Raw genomic sequence first — 15,095 nt, forward strand, 5'->3', positions numbered from 1 at the left:
CGCTCTGGCAGCGCTCGATCGCTTCGCTCGCCTGGTGCACCTGGCTGCCGACACATCCCGACACGATCTGGAGACAATCTTGAGTTCTGAGCAAGCTATGAGCGTGGGTACGCTGCTCACGTCGCTGGTCCTCGGCTTTCTTGTTTTTATCGCCTACGACACCTTCAAGAAGACGGGCCCTCTCGATGAGGAGCCGATCACGTCGAATAAGGGCTCGATCATGATCTACATGATCTGGCAGGCCGGGATTTCTCTCGTGCTGACGTTCGGCGCGACGCTTCTGACGATCGAAATCTACGGGATATTCGATGGCAATCCGCCGGAAACCGCCTTCTGGAGCGTGCCGGCCATGTTTGCGCTGGCAGGCGTCGCCTATGCCTACGCCGCGCTGCTTCGTGCAAAAGATGCGGGGCGAACACGCGGCTTCGCGCTTCTCGGGATCGTGCCGGTCGCCAATCTCTGGCTCATCTTTGCCTCCCCGAAGAAAGCTCCCGAGCGGCCGGCCTATGTCCCGGCATGGCGCATCGTGCGCATCGCCATCGCTCTCGCCGCGGTCGTCATCAGCGTCGGATTGCGCACGTTGCAGGACGAGGCCTCGCGCATGCTTTTCCAGGCACAGGTCGCCGATCGCGTCGAAGAGCGAGTCGCCATCCAGAACGAGCGCCTGCCCAAGCAATTGAATGAGATGACGACGCTGGAAGAGGTGAATTTCGATGCCAGCGAAAAGGAGATCGTCTACCGATATTCGTTCGCATCGTCCGACATCGATGCCGCGTCCATCCAAGCCTGGCTCGCGAATACGATGAAACCGCGCGTCACGCCATCAACGTGTCAGGATCCGGTCGTGGCCGAATTCGGCTGGGTGACGCGCTTCCGGTATCTGGATGCAGACGAGAATCTCGTCGCCGAAATGTCGATCTCGAACGAGGATTGTTGAGGAGGCGGCTGGCCGCGCCAGCCGCCCTGCCTGCGCATCGACGACTTTGGCGAGGTCGTCTCAGCCTTTCCGTGCGACGATATAGGGACCATGCGGGTTCGTGCCGAAGACACGTTCGTCGACGATCTCGAAACCCGCCTGGCGGATCGCCTCGCGCAGAGCCGTTTTGGTCAGCGCATTCGCCTTTGGGAAAAGCCCGAAGGTTCGCAGCCCGAGGAACAGGGCGCGCAGCTTCAGGCTCATATCGGCAAAACACCAGGTCTTGGCGATCATCATCCCGCCGGGTTTCAGATGCGCGTGGATTGCGGCCAGCGTGCCTTCGAGGTCATCGACCAGATGCAGCACCTGGAAGGCGCAGATCGCATCGAACGGTCCACCGTCGAACGCGCTTTGCGCATCGGCGAGGACGAAGCGCAGATTGCCCGGCGCCGGCTTCGCCTTGGCGATGCGCAGCATCTCGGGCGAGAAATCGGTCGCGATCCATTCCGCCACGAAGGGCGCAAGGCGGATCGCCGTTCCGCCCGTGCCGCAGCCGATCTCCAGGACGCGGTCCGTCGGCGCAAAGCGGCCGGATGCGTCGGCCAGCATCGCTTCATAAGCTTCCGGATCCTTGATCGGTCGCGCCGCGTAGCGCTCGGCGATCTTGTCCCAGAAGCTCGCATGTGCCGTCTGTGTCATCGCCTGCCCCCCGCCGCGATCACGATATGGCGCCGAGGCGCTCACGCTTTCTTTGAATGCACGCTCTCGGTGAGGAAGGTTTCGTCGGCTGCCGGGATTTGTTCCGGCACGCCCCATTCGCGTCCGGCATCGGCGAGCACGCACCACAGATAATCCGCCATCGACCAGCGCACATAAAGGCGGAAGCGTGCGGTCTCCTCCTCCCCGTGCTCGAGCCACAGCCAGCCCTGGGCGCGCGCGAAATTGGAGCCCGCGACATGTCCGACCGGAAAGCCGCGCGGATGCAGATCGAGCGTCGTCAGCTTCATCAAGGCTTCGCGCGCCTTGCGGCCGGAGATCTCGATCGCGGTGTAATAATCGCTCACATCAACGAGCTGGTGGTGCTGACCCGCGAGGCCTTTCTCCACCGCCTCGGCAAAGGCCGCAGCCTCCGTCTCCGGCACCAGCAGCAGGAATTCGTCGGGTCCGAGCCAGAAGACGACCCGCTCGCCGTTGACGACGGACATGAGCGGTGCCGCCGGCAGATCGAGACCCGCCGCCTCGCGAAACGCCTCTCCCCCGCGCACCGGATCGAGCCGCAGAATGAACTTCCCGGCAAACGGCATTTCGGCCAGGCGCAGCGTTCCGGGTGCCCCTTCCACGGGCTGGCGCAGCGCCAGCGGCGTGCGTCGCTCCGGCGGCGTCAGGCCTTCAGGCGGCGCCACAGCTTCAGACGACTTCGTCGCATTCTCAGCCATGGCCGCCCTCCCGGCGCACGGCCTGCGGCAGCGCGCCCTTTTCCTTCAGATCCAGGAAGTCGATCTCCGTCACGCGCACTGGCACGGTCGGCTCGCCGCCGCGCGTGGCAAAAATCCGGTCACCGATCCGCCCGCCGCCCCCGGAGACGAGCGCAAGCGCGATCGAACGGCCGATATTGGGGCTGTAATAGCTCGACGTGACATGCCCCAGAACCGGCACGGGCGGTTCGGGCTCGTTGCGACGCTCGATCAGATGGGCGCCTTCTTCCAGAACGAGATCGGGGTTTTCCGTCAAAATGCCGACGAGCTGGCGGCGATCCGTCCGCACCGTATCGGTGCGGAACAGCGAGCGGCGGCCGATGAAATCGCCGCTCTTCTTGACGATCCAGTCCATTCTGAGATCGCCGGGCGTGACCGTGCCGTCGGTGTCCTGGCCGACGATGACAAAACCCTTTTCGGCGCGCAGGAGATGCATCGCCTCCGTGCCATAGGGCGTGATGCCGTGTCTGGCGCCCTTCTCGATGATCTGGCGCCACATCCAGCGCCCATAAGTCGCCGGAATGTTAATCTCGTAAGAGGTCTCGCCGGTGAACGAGATGCGGAAGACGCGCACCGGGATGCCGCCCATGGTCGCGTCGCGCCAGTCCATGAACTTGAAGCGCTCGGGATCGGCATCGAAATCGTCGAGAAGCTCGGCGATCAGCGCCGGGGATTTCGGTCCGCAGATCGAGGCGACGGCCCATTGTTCGGTGACGGAGGTGAGGAAGACCTTCAGATCCGGCCATTCCGTCTGCAGATAATCCTCGAGCTTGGCGAGAACCGAAGCCGCGCCGCCCGTCGTCGTCGTCATGTGGAAATGATCGTCGGCGATGCAGGCGGTCACGCCATCGTCGGCGACCATGCCATCTTCGCCGAGCATCAGCCCGTAGCGACAGCGGCCGGGCGCGAGCTTCGACCAGGAATTGGTGTAGACGCGGTTCAAAAATTCGCGTGCATCCGGCCCCTTCACGTCGATCTTGCCGAGCGTCGAGGCGTCGAGAACACCGCAATCGGTGCGTGCCGCGTGGGCCTCGCGCTGCACCGCCTGGAAGAAATCCTCGCCCTCGCGCGGATAGGCCCGCGGGCGCAGCCAGTCGCCGACGGGCTCGAAGACGGCGTCGCGACGGCGATGCCAGCCATGCATCGGCGTCGTCCGCCGAGGGGCGAAATGCGGCCCGACATGCTGACCGGCGATCGCCGCAAACGTCACCGGCTTATAGGGCTGGCGGAACGTCGTCGTGCCGACGGCCGGCAGTTCCTCGCCGCGCTCGTTGGCGATGAAGGCGAAGGCGTTGAGATTGGCGATCTTGCCCTGGTCGTTGCCCATGCCGGTGGTGGTGTAGCGCTTGGCATGCTCCACCGCCTGATAGCCCTCTTGCAGAGCAAGCCGCAGGTCTTTCGTGGTCACGTCGTCCTGGAGATCGATCCAGGCGCGGCGGCGGTGCGGCGGCAGATGCGAGGGCATCTCCGGCATCACCTTCAAATGGCCCTGGCCGAGCTCCACGCCATCGACGTCGGGAACCGTCACATCGCCGGAATCAAAGCCTGCCTGCGCCGCCGCTTCCACACCGGCGCGGGCACCTTCGGCCAACACGTCGGTGAGCGCATAGGTGCCGTTGCAGGCGCCGGCCGAGCGCTCTTTCTGCCAGGAGCGGCCGGGGCGGAAGGCAGCGAGTTCGGGGTCGTAGCGCAGCTTGCCGCGCGATTGCGAAAACAGCGCGGCGTTCGGCGCATAGCTGCCGGCAACCGCCAGAAGATCGCACCCGATGTGCGAAAAACTCGTGCCGACGCTGCCGTCGCGATGCAGCGGGCGCACCTCGACCTGATTGACGCGGTGGCGGCCGGAGGTGGCGACCACCGTCGAGCTTGCATGGATCGGAATGCCGAGCCGTGCCGCCTCCGCCATATGCTCGCCGGAGAGATCGGAGCGCACATCGATGATGCCGGCGATCTCCGCACCGTTGCGGGCCAGATCGAAGGCCGTCACCCAGCCGGTATCGTTGTTGGTGAAGATCGCGGGCCTTTTGCCGGCAAGCACGCCGTAGCGGTGCAGGAAGGTGCGCGCCGCACTTGCGAGCATGATGCCCGGACGGTCGTTTTCGTGGAAGACGAGCGGGCGCTCCAGCGCGCCGGTCGCCAGCACCACCTCCTTCGCACGCACCCGCCACAGGCGCTGGCGCGGCAGATGGCCGAGGCGCTTCTCCTTCGGCAGATGGTCGGAGACCTTCTCCCAAAGACCCAAGAAATTGTTGCCGTAATAGCCGAAGGCGTTGGTGCGGGTGAGGATCGTCACCTCGGGCAGCGCGGCGAGCTCGTTCTGGATGTCGGCCACCCATTGCGCCGGCTGCACACCGCCCAGAGACAACATCTCGGGATCGCGCGACAGAATAGAACCGCCGAGGCGGTCCGTCTCTTCGACCAGGATGACGCGCGCACCGGAGCGTCCGGCGGCGAGCGCCGCCATCAGGCCGGCAGGGCCGGCGCCCACGACGACGACGTCGCAGTGACGGTTCACGGTCTCGTAGCGGTCGGGATCGCCCGCCTCCGGCGCACGCCCGAGGCCGGCAAACGCGCGGATCAATGGCTCGAACAGCGCCGTCCAGGTGCCCGGAGGGCCCTTGAATGTCTTGTAGTAGAAGCCCGCCGGCATGAAGCGCCAGAACGGATCGAGGATGCCGCCGATATCCGTGCCGAGAGACGGCCAGCAATTCTGCGAACTCGCCACCAGCCCGTCGTAGATTTCCTGCTCGGCGGCGCGTGTGTTGGGATCGAAGCGCTTGGAATCGACGCCGATCGCGACAAGGCCTGCCGGATCGGCGGAGCCTGCCGCGTAGATGCCGCGCGGACGGTGATATTTGAAAGACCGCGCCACCATGTGGCGGCCATTGGCGATCAAGGCCGAGGCGAGCGTGTCGCCCGGATGGCCGTGATAGGAAATGCCGTCATAGGTGAAACGGATGGTGCGCGAACGCTGGACGAGACCACCCTGCGGCGTGCGGAACGGCTGTTTCGACATCACTCGGCCTCGCCCGGCTGCATCACCTTGACGGCATCATTGCCCGAGCCGATCGGCGCTTCGCCGCACGGCGTCGCGGGCAGCATCGCCTGCACCTCCGGAGCCCTCTCGCCGATCTTGTAGACGGCGAGAATTTCGTCGGTCGCGGTGTTCCTCAGCATGTTGAAGAAGCGGCGGCAGCCGGCGGAATGCACCCAGCGCTCGGCGAGGACGCCTTTCGGGTTTGACCGCATGAAGACGAAGTCGGCCCATTCGGCATCGCTCATATCCTCGCGCCATTCCGGCCGGGCGATATGGGCCTCGCCGCCATAGGAGAATTCCGACTGGTCGCGCGCGCCGCAATAGGGGCAGGAGATCACAAACATGGGGTTTCTCCTAATGCGCGACGGCTGCCGCGCCGTGCTCGGCCACGAGGTTGCCGGTGACGAAGCGCTCCAGCGTGAACGGTGCGGCGATCGCATTCGGCTCGTCATTGGCGACGAGATCGGCCATGGCGTGACCGGACCCCGGCGTCGCCTTCCAGCCACCGGTGCCCCAGCCGCCGTCGATATAGAAGCCCTTCACCGGCGTCTTGGAAATGATCGGCGAGGCATCCGGGCAGACATCGACGATGCCGCCCCACTGGCGCATCATCCTGACCCGCGAAACGAACGGGAAGAGCTCGATCAGCGCCGCCATCTGATGCTCGATGATGTCGAAGGAGCCGCGCTGCGTATAGGACAGATAAGGATCGATGCCGGCGCCGATGACGAGCTCGCCTTTCGAGGACTGGCTCATATAGACGTGGACGGCATTCGACATGACCACACATGGCAGAACCGGCTTCAAAGGTTCTGAGACGAGTGCCTGCAGCGGATGACTTTCGATCGGCAGGCGCAGGCCGAGCATGCCGGCGATCACCGAGGTGTGGCCGGCGGTGACGCAGGCGACCTTTCCGGTCGCGATCGTGCCGCGCGTCGTGCGGACACCCGTGATCGCGTCCTTATCCGTGTCGATGCCCGTCACCTCGCATTGCTCGATGATGTCGACACCCATGTCGGAGGCGGCGCGCGCAAAACCCCAGACGACGGCGTCATGCCGATTGACCCCGCCGTCGCGCTGCAGCGTCGCGCCGATCACCGGATAACGGGCATCGGCCGCCACCGAAATCGGCGGGCAAAAGGCCTTCACTTCCTTGGCTTCCAGCCACTCGGCCTCGACACCGTTCAGACGGTTCGCTTCCACGCGGCGCTTCAGCTGGCGCGCCTCGCCCTCGTCATGGGCGAGATTGAGCACGCCGCGGTGACTCATCATGATGTTGTAGTTGAGCTCGCGCGACAAATCCTTCCACAAGGTCAGCGCGTGGTTATAAAGCGCGGCCGAAGCATCGTAGAGATAGTTGGAGCGGATGATGGTGGTGTTGCGGCCGGAATTGCCGCCGCCGATCCAGCCCTTTTCCACGACGGCGATGTTGGTCATGCCGTGGAGCTTGGCGAGATAATAGGCGGTCGCCAGCCCATGGCCGCCGCCGCCGATGATCACCGCATCGTAGGAGGGTTTAGGCTCCGCTTTGCGCCACGCGGGCTGCCAGCCCTTGTGGCCGCTCAGGCCTTCTCGAATGAGGCGGACGACGTTGTAGCGCTGCATGAGAGCCGTTTAGCCGCCGCAGGCCTTAAGAGCAAATGCACGAGCGACGTCCGATTGTCGCTCTACGCCCTTTTCACTTCTTCCGACTAAGCCATTTGGATGAGGTCCCTTACGGACATTTCATTTGCACATTATAAGCATGCTTATTATATGCCCGCCTATGGAGCACAAAACATCTCTCGGATTTCTGATTACGGATGCGGCACGCCTGCTCAGGCGGCGCTTCGAGCAGAATTCACGGCAGTTCGGCATGACCGCGGCGCAACTCCACATCATGGGGCGCCTTTCCAAGATCGAAGGCATCAACCAGGCCGGTCTTGCGGCGCTTCTCGACATGGAGCCGATCACCGTCTGCCGTCATGTCGATCGCATGGAGACCGCTGGCCTCATCGAACGCCGGCAGGATCCGAACGATCGGCGCGTCCGCACGCTGCACATCACCGACAAGGGACGTGAGCTTTTGCCGGACATGCGCAATCTCGCAAACGAGATTTTCGAGGAAGCGCAAAGCGGACTCTCGGAGGGGACACGCGCGACCCTGCTTACCGCGCTTGAACGAATTGTCAGTAACCTGTCGGAACGGCCCGGGGAAGAGGTCGAGCCGCAGCGTCAGCATGTGGAAGCCTGAAGCCTATGAGTGAAGATTTAAAGCCACGTGAGGAGCCGCTCTTCCCCGACGACGACGTCGCGGATGCGCGCCCATCCAAAGCTCCGGCACAGAACCGGGTGGACGAGACCAGCGACGAGGACGAAGGCTCCAGCGAAGTTCTGGAAGCCTTGGACAGTCGCGAGCAGAACCCTGCCCCGCCCGAGCCCGAAAAGAAGCGGCCGCGCAAGAAGCGTGTGGCGCTGATGATTGCGCTGCCGCTCGTTCTTGCCATCGGCGGCGGCTATTTCTGGCTGACCTCCGGCCGCTACATCTCGACCGAAGACGCCTATGTCCAGCAGGACAAGGTCAATGTCGTGCCGGAAGTCGCCGGGCGCATCGTCAAGGTCGGGGCCGGCGAGAACCAACCCGTGACGACCGGCGATCTCCTCTTTGCCATCGACGATGCGCAGTATCGCGTCGCCGTCGATCAGGCCAAAGCGGCGGTCGCCTCTGCCCGCCTCGAGGTGGAGCGCATGAAAGCCGCCTACGCCTCGGCGGTCGCGGACAAGGAATCGGCGGATCAGTCCCTCACCTTCGCCGAGGACACGTTCAACCGCCAGGACCGCCTGCACGATCGCGGGTTCGTCTCGCAATCGGCCCTCGACAAGGCGCGCCTCGATCTGCAGCAGGCACAGGCGAAGGCCCGGTCAGCCGAGCAGAGCGTGATGAGCGCCAAGGCGGCGCTTGCCGGCAATCCCGACATCGCGACCGACGAGCATCCGGAAGTCATGCAGGCGCTCGCGAAGCTTGAAGCGGCCGAGCTCGACCTCGATCACACCGTGGTGACGGCGCCGGCAAACGGCATCGTCAGCCAGACGGACCGGCTGCGCGTCGGCCAGTACGTCACCTCCGGCACCTCGGTCCTGAGCCTCGTGGAGACCGACGAAGTCTGGGTCGAAGCGAATTACAAGGAAACCGAGCTCACCTATATGCGTGAGGGCCAGCCCGTCGAAATCGACGTCGACACCTATCCCGATCATCCGCTGAAAGGCCGGGTGGCGAGCGTCGGCGCAGGCACCGGTTCGGAGTTTTCGCTGCTGCCGGCGCAGAACGCCACCGGCAATTGGGTGAAGGTCGTGCAGCGCATCCCGGTGCGCATCGCCATCGCCGATCTGCCGAAAGACGTTCCCCTGCGCACCGGCATGAGCGTCAGCGCGACCGTCGATACCGGCCGCTCGCCGGAGATGCCGGAGTTCGTCGAAAAAGGTCTCGCCTTTCTCGGCTTCAATTTTCCCACTGCCACGGCACAGGCGCATGAGACCGTTGCCGCGCAGGGTATGACGCAGCACTGACCATGGCCACTTCCACGACCCAGGACGCGGCGGCCCCTGCGGCGCCGCGCGAGATCAATCGCCCCATGGTGACGGTGTTCATCATGCTGGCGACGATCATGCAGATCCTCGACACGACCATCGCCAACGTGGCGCTGCCGTCCATGCGCGGCAGCCTCGGGGCGACGCAGGATCAGGTCACCTGGGTCCTGACCTCCTACATCGTCGCCGCCGCGATCATGACGCCGGTCACGGGCTGGCTGTCGGATCGCTACGGCACGCGCGAGCTCTTTCTCGGCAGCGTCGTCGGCTTCACCGCCACCTCCATGCTGTGCGGTCTCTCGACCAGCCTCGAAATGATGGTCGTCTTCCGCATTCTGCAGGGATTGTGCGGCGCCGCCCTCGTGCCGCTCTCGCAGGCGGTGCTTCTCGACATCAATCCGAAGGAGAAGCACGGCCAGGCGATGGCGATCTGGGGCGCCGGCATCATGATCGGCCCGATCGTCGGCCCGACACTCGGCGGCTGGCTCACGGACACTTTCGACTGGCGCTGGGTGTTTTTCGTCAACCTGCCCGTCGGCATCGTCGCCTTCATCGGCATGCTCGTCTTCCTGCCGGAGACGGAGCGCCGACATCGCGGCTTCGATTTCTTCGGCTTTGCGATGCTCGCCATCGCCATCGGCGCTCTTCAGATGCTGCTCGACCGCGGCGAGCAGGTGGAGTGGTTCTCCTCGCCCGAAATCTGGATCGAGCTCGGCCTCACCATCTCCGGCCTGTGGATCTTCGTCATCCACGCGCTGAGCACGGAGCACCCGTTCCTCGATCTCAAGATCTTCAAGGACCGCAATCTCGTCACCGGCCTCGTGCTGATCTTCATGGTCGGCATGATCCTGCTCGCCGCCCTCGCCCTTCTGCCGCCGATGCTGCAGAACATCATGGGTTATCCGGTGGTGACGACAGGTCTCGTCCTCGCCCCCCGCGGTGTCGGCACGATGATCTCCATGATCGTCGTCGGACGGCTCGTGCAGCGGGTCGATCCGCGCATCCTGATCTTCTGCGGCCTGTGTCTCACCGCCTATTCCTTGTACCAGATGAGCAGCTTCACGCCGCTCATGGACAACCATCTGCTCATCTCGAGCGGCATCATCCAGGGATTGGGGCTCGGGCTCGTCATGGTGCCTCTCTCCACGGTCGCCTTCGCGACCCTGGAGCCGCGCTTCCGCACGGACGGCGCCAGCCTCTTCAGCCTGTTGCGCAATATCGGCTCGAGCGTCGGCATTTCCGTCGTCACGACGGTCCTCGCGCACAACATCCAGATCAATCACGCCGAACTCGGTGCGCATATCACGCCTTTCAACCCGATCCTCGATCAGGCGGCGAGTTCACTCGGGGCGAGCCAGGAGACGGCGATCGCCGTCCTCAGCCAGAGCATCAACCAGCAGGCCATGATGATCGCCTATATCGACGACTTCAAACTGATGATGTTGATCACGCTCGCCGTGCTGCCGCTCATCCTCTTCATGCGCAGGCCGCAGCATATGGGCGGCGGTGGGATGGTCGCCGCGGACTGAGCCGGCCCCGACGCCATCACTATTTCTGAGCGGAAACGCACGGTTTCCAAAAAGCCCGTGCGGCCTCCCGCCCGTCGATTGACAAGCATGCCGGGATTCATCTTCATACATCCATGACCCACGACAATTCGCATTCGGCCGACGGCAAGCGGCGGCGCTCGCCGGATGAAAAACGTGCCATGGCCGCCTCCATCGTCGCCAAAGGGGCGGGCTTTGAGCGCGCCGGACGGCTCGATGCGGCGCTTGCGCATTATCGTCAGGCCCAGACGCTTCTGCCCCGCGACGCACAGATCAATTTTGCGATCGGACGCATCTTCGTCGGTGTCGGCCGCCCGGCCGATGCGATCGAACCGCTGAAGGCGGCCGTCGCCGCCAAACGCAAGGAGCCGGAACCGCGCCATCTTCTCGGCCTCGCCTATCTGGAAAGCGGCGATATCAGCTCCGCCCTCCGCCAGCTCAAGGAGGCGGTGTCGCTCGCGCCCAAGGCGCCGGCGCTTCTCTCCACCCTCGGCAGCGCCTATCTGCGCGCCGGCGACGCCGACAAGGCGGAAGAGATGCTGCGTCGGGCGGCCGAGCTCAATCCGCGCGACCCGACGGCGAAGCTCAGGCTCGCGGGTCTTGTGCTCTATCGCGGACGCAATGCCGACGCCGAAAAACTCTACCGGGACATGCTCGCCTCTGGCGACAGACGCCCCGTCGTCTATGCCGGCCTGCTGGAAGCCGGCCGCTTCGAGGACGAACCGCCGGAATATGCCGACATCGAAGCGATGGCCGAGGACGCGAAGCACCCAAAGGTCGAGCGGCGCATGCTGCATTTCGGCCTCTCCGGCCTCGACCGACGGCTGAAGCGGGAAGAGAAATCCTTCGCCCATGCGACTGCCGGCAACGCCCTGCTGCCGGAATTCGATCTCGGCTATTTCGCCGAGATGGTGGCGGCCTTCAAAGAGGCGGTGACGCCCGACTTCTTCTCAGAGCGCCGCAGCATCGGCCACGACAGCGAGGTGCCGGTTCTCATTTTCGGCATGCCGCGCTCGGGCACCAGCCTCATGGAGCAGATCGTCACCGCGCATCCGCAGGCGGCGGCTGCAGGCGAGCTCCCCTTCTTTCAGCGCGCCGTCTCCGAGCTCGGCATCCGCTTCACGCGAGAGCGCAACGCCGTGCCGCCAGAAAAGCTCGCCGCACATCTGCAAAGCCTCGATGGGGCACAGCTGTCGCGCATCGCGCCCCTCTACCTGGAGCGGCTCAAACAGATCGCGGGACCTGCGGCGCGCATCACCGACAAGACGCCGCACAATTTCCTGCATCTCTGGCTGATCGCCCTTCTCTTCCCCAAGGCGCGCTTCATTCACGCCCGGCGCGATCCGATGGCGACGTGCTTTTCCTGCTTCACCACCGATCTTGGGGACTGGCACGCCTATCGGCGCGATCTCACCACCCTCGGGCGCTATTATGGGCTCTATGAAGAGCTCACCGCGCACGTCACGGCGGTGCTGCCGCAGACGGTGTTCGAATGCCGCTATGAAGAGCTCGTCGGAGATCCGGAAAACGCCGCGCCGAAGCTCGTCGATGCGGCCGGTCTCTCCTGGGATCCGCGCTGCCTCGACTTCCACGCAAGCAAGCGCCTCACGCAGACCGCCTCGCATGCGCAGGTGCGAGAGCCCGTGCATACCAGGCGCGTCGAAGCCTGGCGCGCCTACGAAGCCTATCTCGAGCCGCTGAAAGCCGCGCTTTCCGACACGAAGGCCGGTTCGCGCGCGGCCTGAGCCTCAGCGCCTGACGCCGTCATCCGGGAGGGGCCACGCGCGTCCTCTCTGGCCCCGACAGAGCCGGGACCAGGGAAAGTTCAGTGAGGACTGCCGAACAGAGCGCGTTCGCTCCGAAGACGCCCGATGGCCGCCGTCAGCCGCGGCCGACGAACGGCATCTTGGTCGCCATCACCGTCATGAAGAGGATGTTGCTGGACAGAGGCAGCGAGGCCATGTGCAGGACGGCATCCGCCACCTCGCGCGCATCCATGAGCGGCTCGACGGCGACACTGCCGTTCGCCTGGGGCACCCCCTTTGCCTGGGCTGCCGCCATATCGGTTCCCGCATTGCCGATATCGATCTGGCCGCAGGCGATGTCGAAGGGCCGGCCGTCGAGAGCGAGCGTTTTGGTCAGACCCGTGATCGCGTGCTTCGACGCGGTATAGGGCACACTGCCCGGCCGCGGCGCATAGGCCGAGATCGAGCCGTTGTTGATGATGCGGCCGCCCTGCGGCTTCTGCCGCCGCATCAGGGCGAAGGCACCACGTGCGCACAGGAAAGAGCCGGTCAGATTGATGTCGACGACCTTCTTCCATTCCGCCACCGGGATTTCGTCGATCGGTGCCCCTGGCGTATTCGCACCGGCATTGTTGAAGAGTAGGTCGAGCCGGCCGTAAGCTTCCTCGATCTTCCCGAACAAGGCATCGACGGATTCCGGATCCGCGACATCGGCCGGCACGACCAGCGCATCCCCCTCGTCGGCTTCCGCAAGCGCAACCGTTTCCTTCAAGGGCGCCTCGCGCCGGCCGGTCAGCACGACCTTCCAGCCCGCCATCAAAAAGGCCGAAGCGGTTTCCCTGCCGATGCCGGACCCGGCGCCGGTGACGAGTGCGATCTTTGCGGCTTCCGCCATGCTGTTTCCTTTCCCTGAGATGATCGTTTCTTGTCGTTCTTGCTTTTGGCTGGTGCGGCGTCCGCACCAGCCGCTTTAAAAGCTTCAAAACAGACCTTCGATCAACCCTTCTGCATTCAGGCGGATCTTTTCTGCCGCCGGCTCCTTCGGCAGCCCGGGCATGGTCATGATCTCCCCGCAGATGGCGACGACGAAGCCTGCGCCGGCCGACAGCCGCACCTCGCGCACGGGGACGGTATGGCCCGCCGGCGCGCCGCGCCGATGCGGATCGGTGGAGAAGGAATACTGCGTCTTCGCCATGCAGACGGGAAGATGGCCGAAACCCTTCTCTTCCCACTCGGCCAGCTGCGCCAGAACCGTCTCGCTCGCGGCGACATTCGCGCCGCGATAGATGCGCCGCACCACCGCCTCCATCTTCTTGAAGAGCGAGAGGTCGTCCTGATAGAGCGGCGAAAAACTCGCCGTGCCGCTGTCGGCGAGCATCACCGCCTCGCGGGCGAGATCCTCGATGCCGGCCGATCCTTCTTCCCAGTGCCGGGCGACGATCGCCTCGGCGCCGAGTTCGGCGACATAGGCTTTGACGAAATCGATCTCGGCCTCCGTGTCGCTGGTGAAATGATTGATCGCAACGACCGCCGGCACGCCGAACTGGCCGATATTCTCAAGATGCCGGCCGAGATTGGCGCAGCCGCGTTCCACCGCCGCCACATCTTCGCGGCCCAGATCTTCCTTCGCCACGCCGCCGTTCATCTTCAAGGCCTTGATCGTCGCCACCAGCACCACCGCATCGGGCTTCAATCCCGCCATGCGGCACTTGATGTCGAAGAATTTTTCGGCGCCGAGATCGGCCCCGAAGCCCGCTTCCGTCACCACGTAATCGGCGAGCTTCAAAGCCGTCTTGGTGGCGATGACGGAATTGCAGCCATGGGCGATGTTGGCGAACGGCCCGCCATGCACGAAGGCCGGGTTGTTCTCCAGCGTCTGCACCAGATTGGGCTTCACCGCCTGCTTCAGGAGCGTCGCCATGGCGCCATCGGCTTTGAGGTCGCGCGCCGTCACTGCGCTCTTGTCGCGGCGATAGCCGACGATGATGTTGCCGAGCCGGCGCTCCAGATCTTCCAGGTCCTCCGCCAGGCAGAGAATGGCCATGACTTCCGAGGCGACGGTGATGTCGAAGCCCGTCTCGCGCGGATAGCCGTTCGCCACACCGCCGAGCGAGCAGACGATGTCGCGCAGCGCCCGGTCGTTCATGTCCATGACGCGCCGCCAGGTGACGCGGCGCGGATCGAGGCCCTGCTCGTTGCCCCAATGGATGTGGTTGTCGATCATCGCCGCCAGGAGATTGTGAGCGGTCGAGATCGCGTGGAAATCACCTGTAAAATGCAGGTTGATGTCTTCCATCGGCACGATCTGCGCATGGCCGCCGCCGGCCGCGCCGCCCTTCACGCCGAAGCAGGGTCCGAGCGAGGGCTCGCGCAGGCAGATCACGGCCTTCTTGCCGATGCGATTGATGCCGTCGCCGAGGCCGACGGTTGTCGTCGTCTTGCCTTCGCCGGCCGGCGTCGGGCTGATGGCGGTCACGAGAATGAGCTTGCCGTCTGGCCGCTCGTGCAAAGATTCGATGAAAGGGGTGGCGACCTTGGCCTTGTCGTTGCCGTAGGGCTCCAGAAATTCTGCCGGAATACCGAGCCCTTCGCCGATTTCCCAGATTGGCCGGCGCGCAGCCGCCCGCGCAATCTCGATGTCGCTCTTCAAAAGTCTTCCCCTTTGCCTGTCTGCCTCGTTCGATCGAAACGGCTTTGCCTCAAAAGGAAGGAAAGCCGCCGGCGGGCGCGTCATGCCATTGTCACGCGAGCAAAGACCTACTAGCGTTTCCAATCTGGGCCAATGGCCCGTTTGCGACATAGGCGCCC

General features: G+C 64.5%; 12 protein-coding genes. 5 read left to right on the plus strand and 7 right to left on the minus strand.

What is annotated here, in order from left to right:
• Positions 1–97: 97 nt before the first annotated feature.
• A complete protein-coding gene (locus tag ACK8CP_RS09960) occupies positions 98–937 on the plus strand; it encodes a hypothetical protein (protein ID WP_414831640.1) in 840 nt (279 codons plus the stop codon).
• A gap of 60 nt (positions 938–997) precedes the next feature.
• On the opposite strand, the gene ACK8CP_RS09965 is transcribed toward ACK8CP_RS09960, so the two are convergent.
• The 5 genes from ACK8CP_RS09965 to ACK8CP_RS09985 are packed head-to-tail and all read right to left on the minus strand — an operon-like array spanning position 998 to position 7,033.
• Complete coding sequence (locus ACK8CP_RS09965; RefSeq protein ID WP_414831641.1) at positions 998–1,615, minus strand: class I SAM-dependent methyltransferase; 618 nt, start codon at positions 1,613–1,615, stop codon at positions 998–1,000.
• A gap of 41 nt (positions 1,616–1,656) precedes the next feature.
• On the minus strand, positions 1,657–2,352 hold the full coding sequence (locus ACK8CP_RS09970; RefSeq protein ID WP_414831642.1) for a sarcosine oxidase subunit gamma: 696 nt from the start codon (positions 2,350–2,352) through the stop codon (positions 1,657–1,659).
• Positions 2,345–5,407 carry a sarcosine oxidase subunit alpha family protein gene (locus tag ACK8CP_RS09975; protein ID WP_414831643.1) on the minus strand — a complete coding sequence of 1,021 codons (3,063 nt, stop codon included), beginning with the start codon at positions 5,405–5,407 and terminating at the stop codon, positions 2,345–2,347. Before ACK8CP_RS09975 ends, ACK8CP_RS09970 begins: the two co-directional genes overlap by 8 nt.
• Positions 5,407–5,772: a sarcosine oxidase subunit delta gene (locus tag ACK8CP_RS09980; protein ID WP_414831644.1), complete on the minus strand. Its 366-nt coding sequence runs from the start codon at positions 5,770–5,772 to the stop codon at positions 5,407–5,409. The genes ACK8CP_RS09975 and ACK8CP_RS09980 overlap by 1 nt, the downstream gene beginning before the upstream one ends.
• 10 nt (positions 5,773–5,782) lie before the next feature.
• Positions 5,783–7,033 carry a sarcosine oxidase subunit beta family protein gene (locus ACK8CP_RS09985; protein WP_414831645.1) on the minus strand — a complete coding sequence of 417 codons (1,251 nt, stop codon included), beginning with the start codon at positions 7,031–7,033 and terminating at the stop codon, positions 5,783–5,785.
• 160 nt (positions 7,034–7,193) lie between these two features.
• Here ACK8CP_RS09985 and ACK8CP_RS09990 point away from each other — a divergent pair, with 160 nt between their 5' ends.
• From ACK8CP_RS09990 to ACK8CP_RS10005, 4 genes are all read left to right on the plus strand, one after another.
• Entirely contained in the window at positions 7,194–7,661 is a 468-nt protein-coding gene (locus ACK8CP_RS09990) for a MarR family winged helix-turn-helix transcriptional regulator (protein ID WP_414831646.1), read from the plus strand.
• A gap of 5 nt (positions 7,662–7,666) precedes the next feature.
• Positions 7,667–8,974, plus strand: coding sequence for an HlyD family efflux transporter periplasmic adaptor subunit (locus ACK8CP_RS09995; protein ID WP_414831647.1), 1,308 nt, complete (start codon positions 7,667–7,669; stop codon positions 8,972–8,974).
• 2 nt (positions 8,975–8,976) lie between these two features.
• Positions 8,977–10,524, plus strand: coding sequence for a DHA2 family efflux MFS transporter permease subunit (locus ACK8CP_RS10000; RefSeq protein WP_234630606.1), 1,548 nt, complete (start codon positions 8,977–8,979; stop codon positions 10,522–10,524).
• A 113-nt stretch (positions 10,525–10,637) separates the two neighbouring features.
• The gene (locus ACK8CP_RS10005; protein ID WP_414831648.1) at positions 10,638–12,287 is read left to right on the plus strand and encodes a tetratricopeptide repeat-containing sulfotransferase family protein; all 1,650 of its coding nucleotides are present in this window, start codon (positions 10,638–10,640) and stop codon (positions 12,285–12,287) included.
• A 136-nt stretch (positions 12,288–12,423) separates the two neighbouring features.
• On the opposite strand, the gene ACK8CP_RS10010 is transcribed toward ACK8CP_RS10005, so the two are convergent.
• Together ACK8CP_RS10010 and ACK8CP_RS10015 are read right to left on the minus strand one after the other, a co-directional pair.
• Complete coding sequence (locus ACK8CP_RS10010; RefSeq protein WP_234630604.1) at positions 12,424–13,182, minus strand: SDR family oxidoreductase; 759 nt, start codon at positions 13,180–13,182, stop codon at positions 12,424–12,426.
• A gap of 84 nt (positions 13,183–13,266) precedes the next feature.
• Entirely contained in the window at positions 13,267–15,087 is a 1,821-nt protein-coding gene (locus ACK8CP_RS10015) for a formate--tetrahydrofolate ligase (RefSeq protein WP_414831649.1), read from the minus strand.
• Between the last annotated feature and the right edge of the window lie 8 nt (positions 15,088–15,095).

Origin of the sequence: Afifella sp. YEN Y35 (genome assembly GCF_047553465.1) — a bacterium.
In the GTDB taxonomy this organism is placed as follows: domain Bacteria; phylum Pseudomonadota; class Alphaproteobacteria; order Rhizobiales; family Afifellaceae; genus Afifella; species Afifella aestuarii.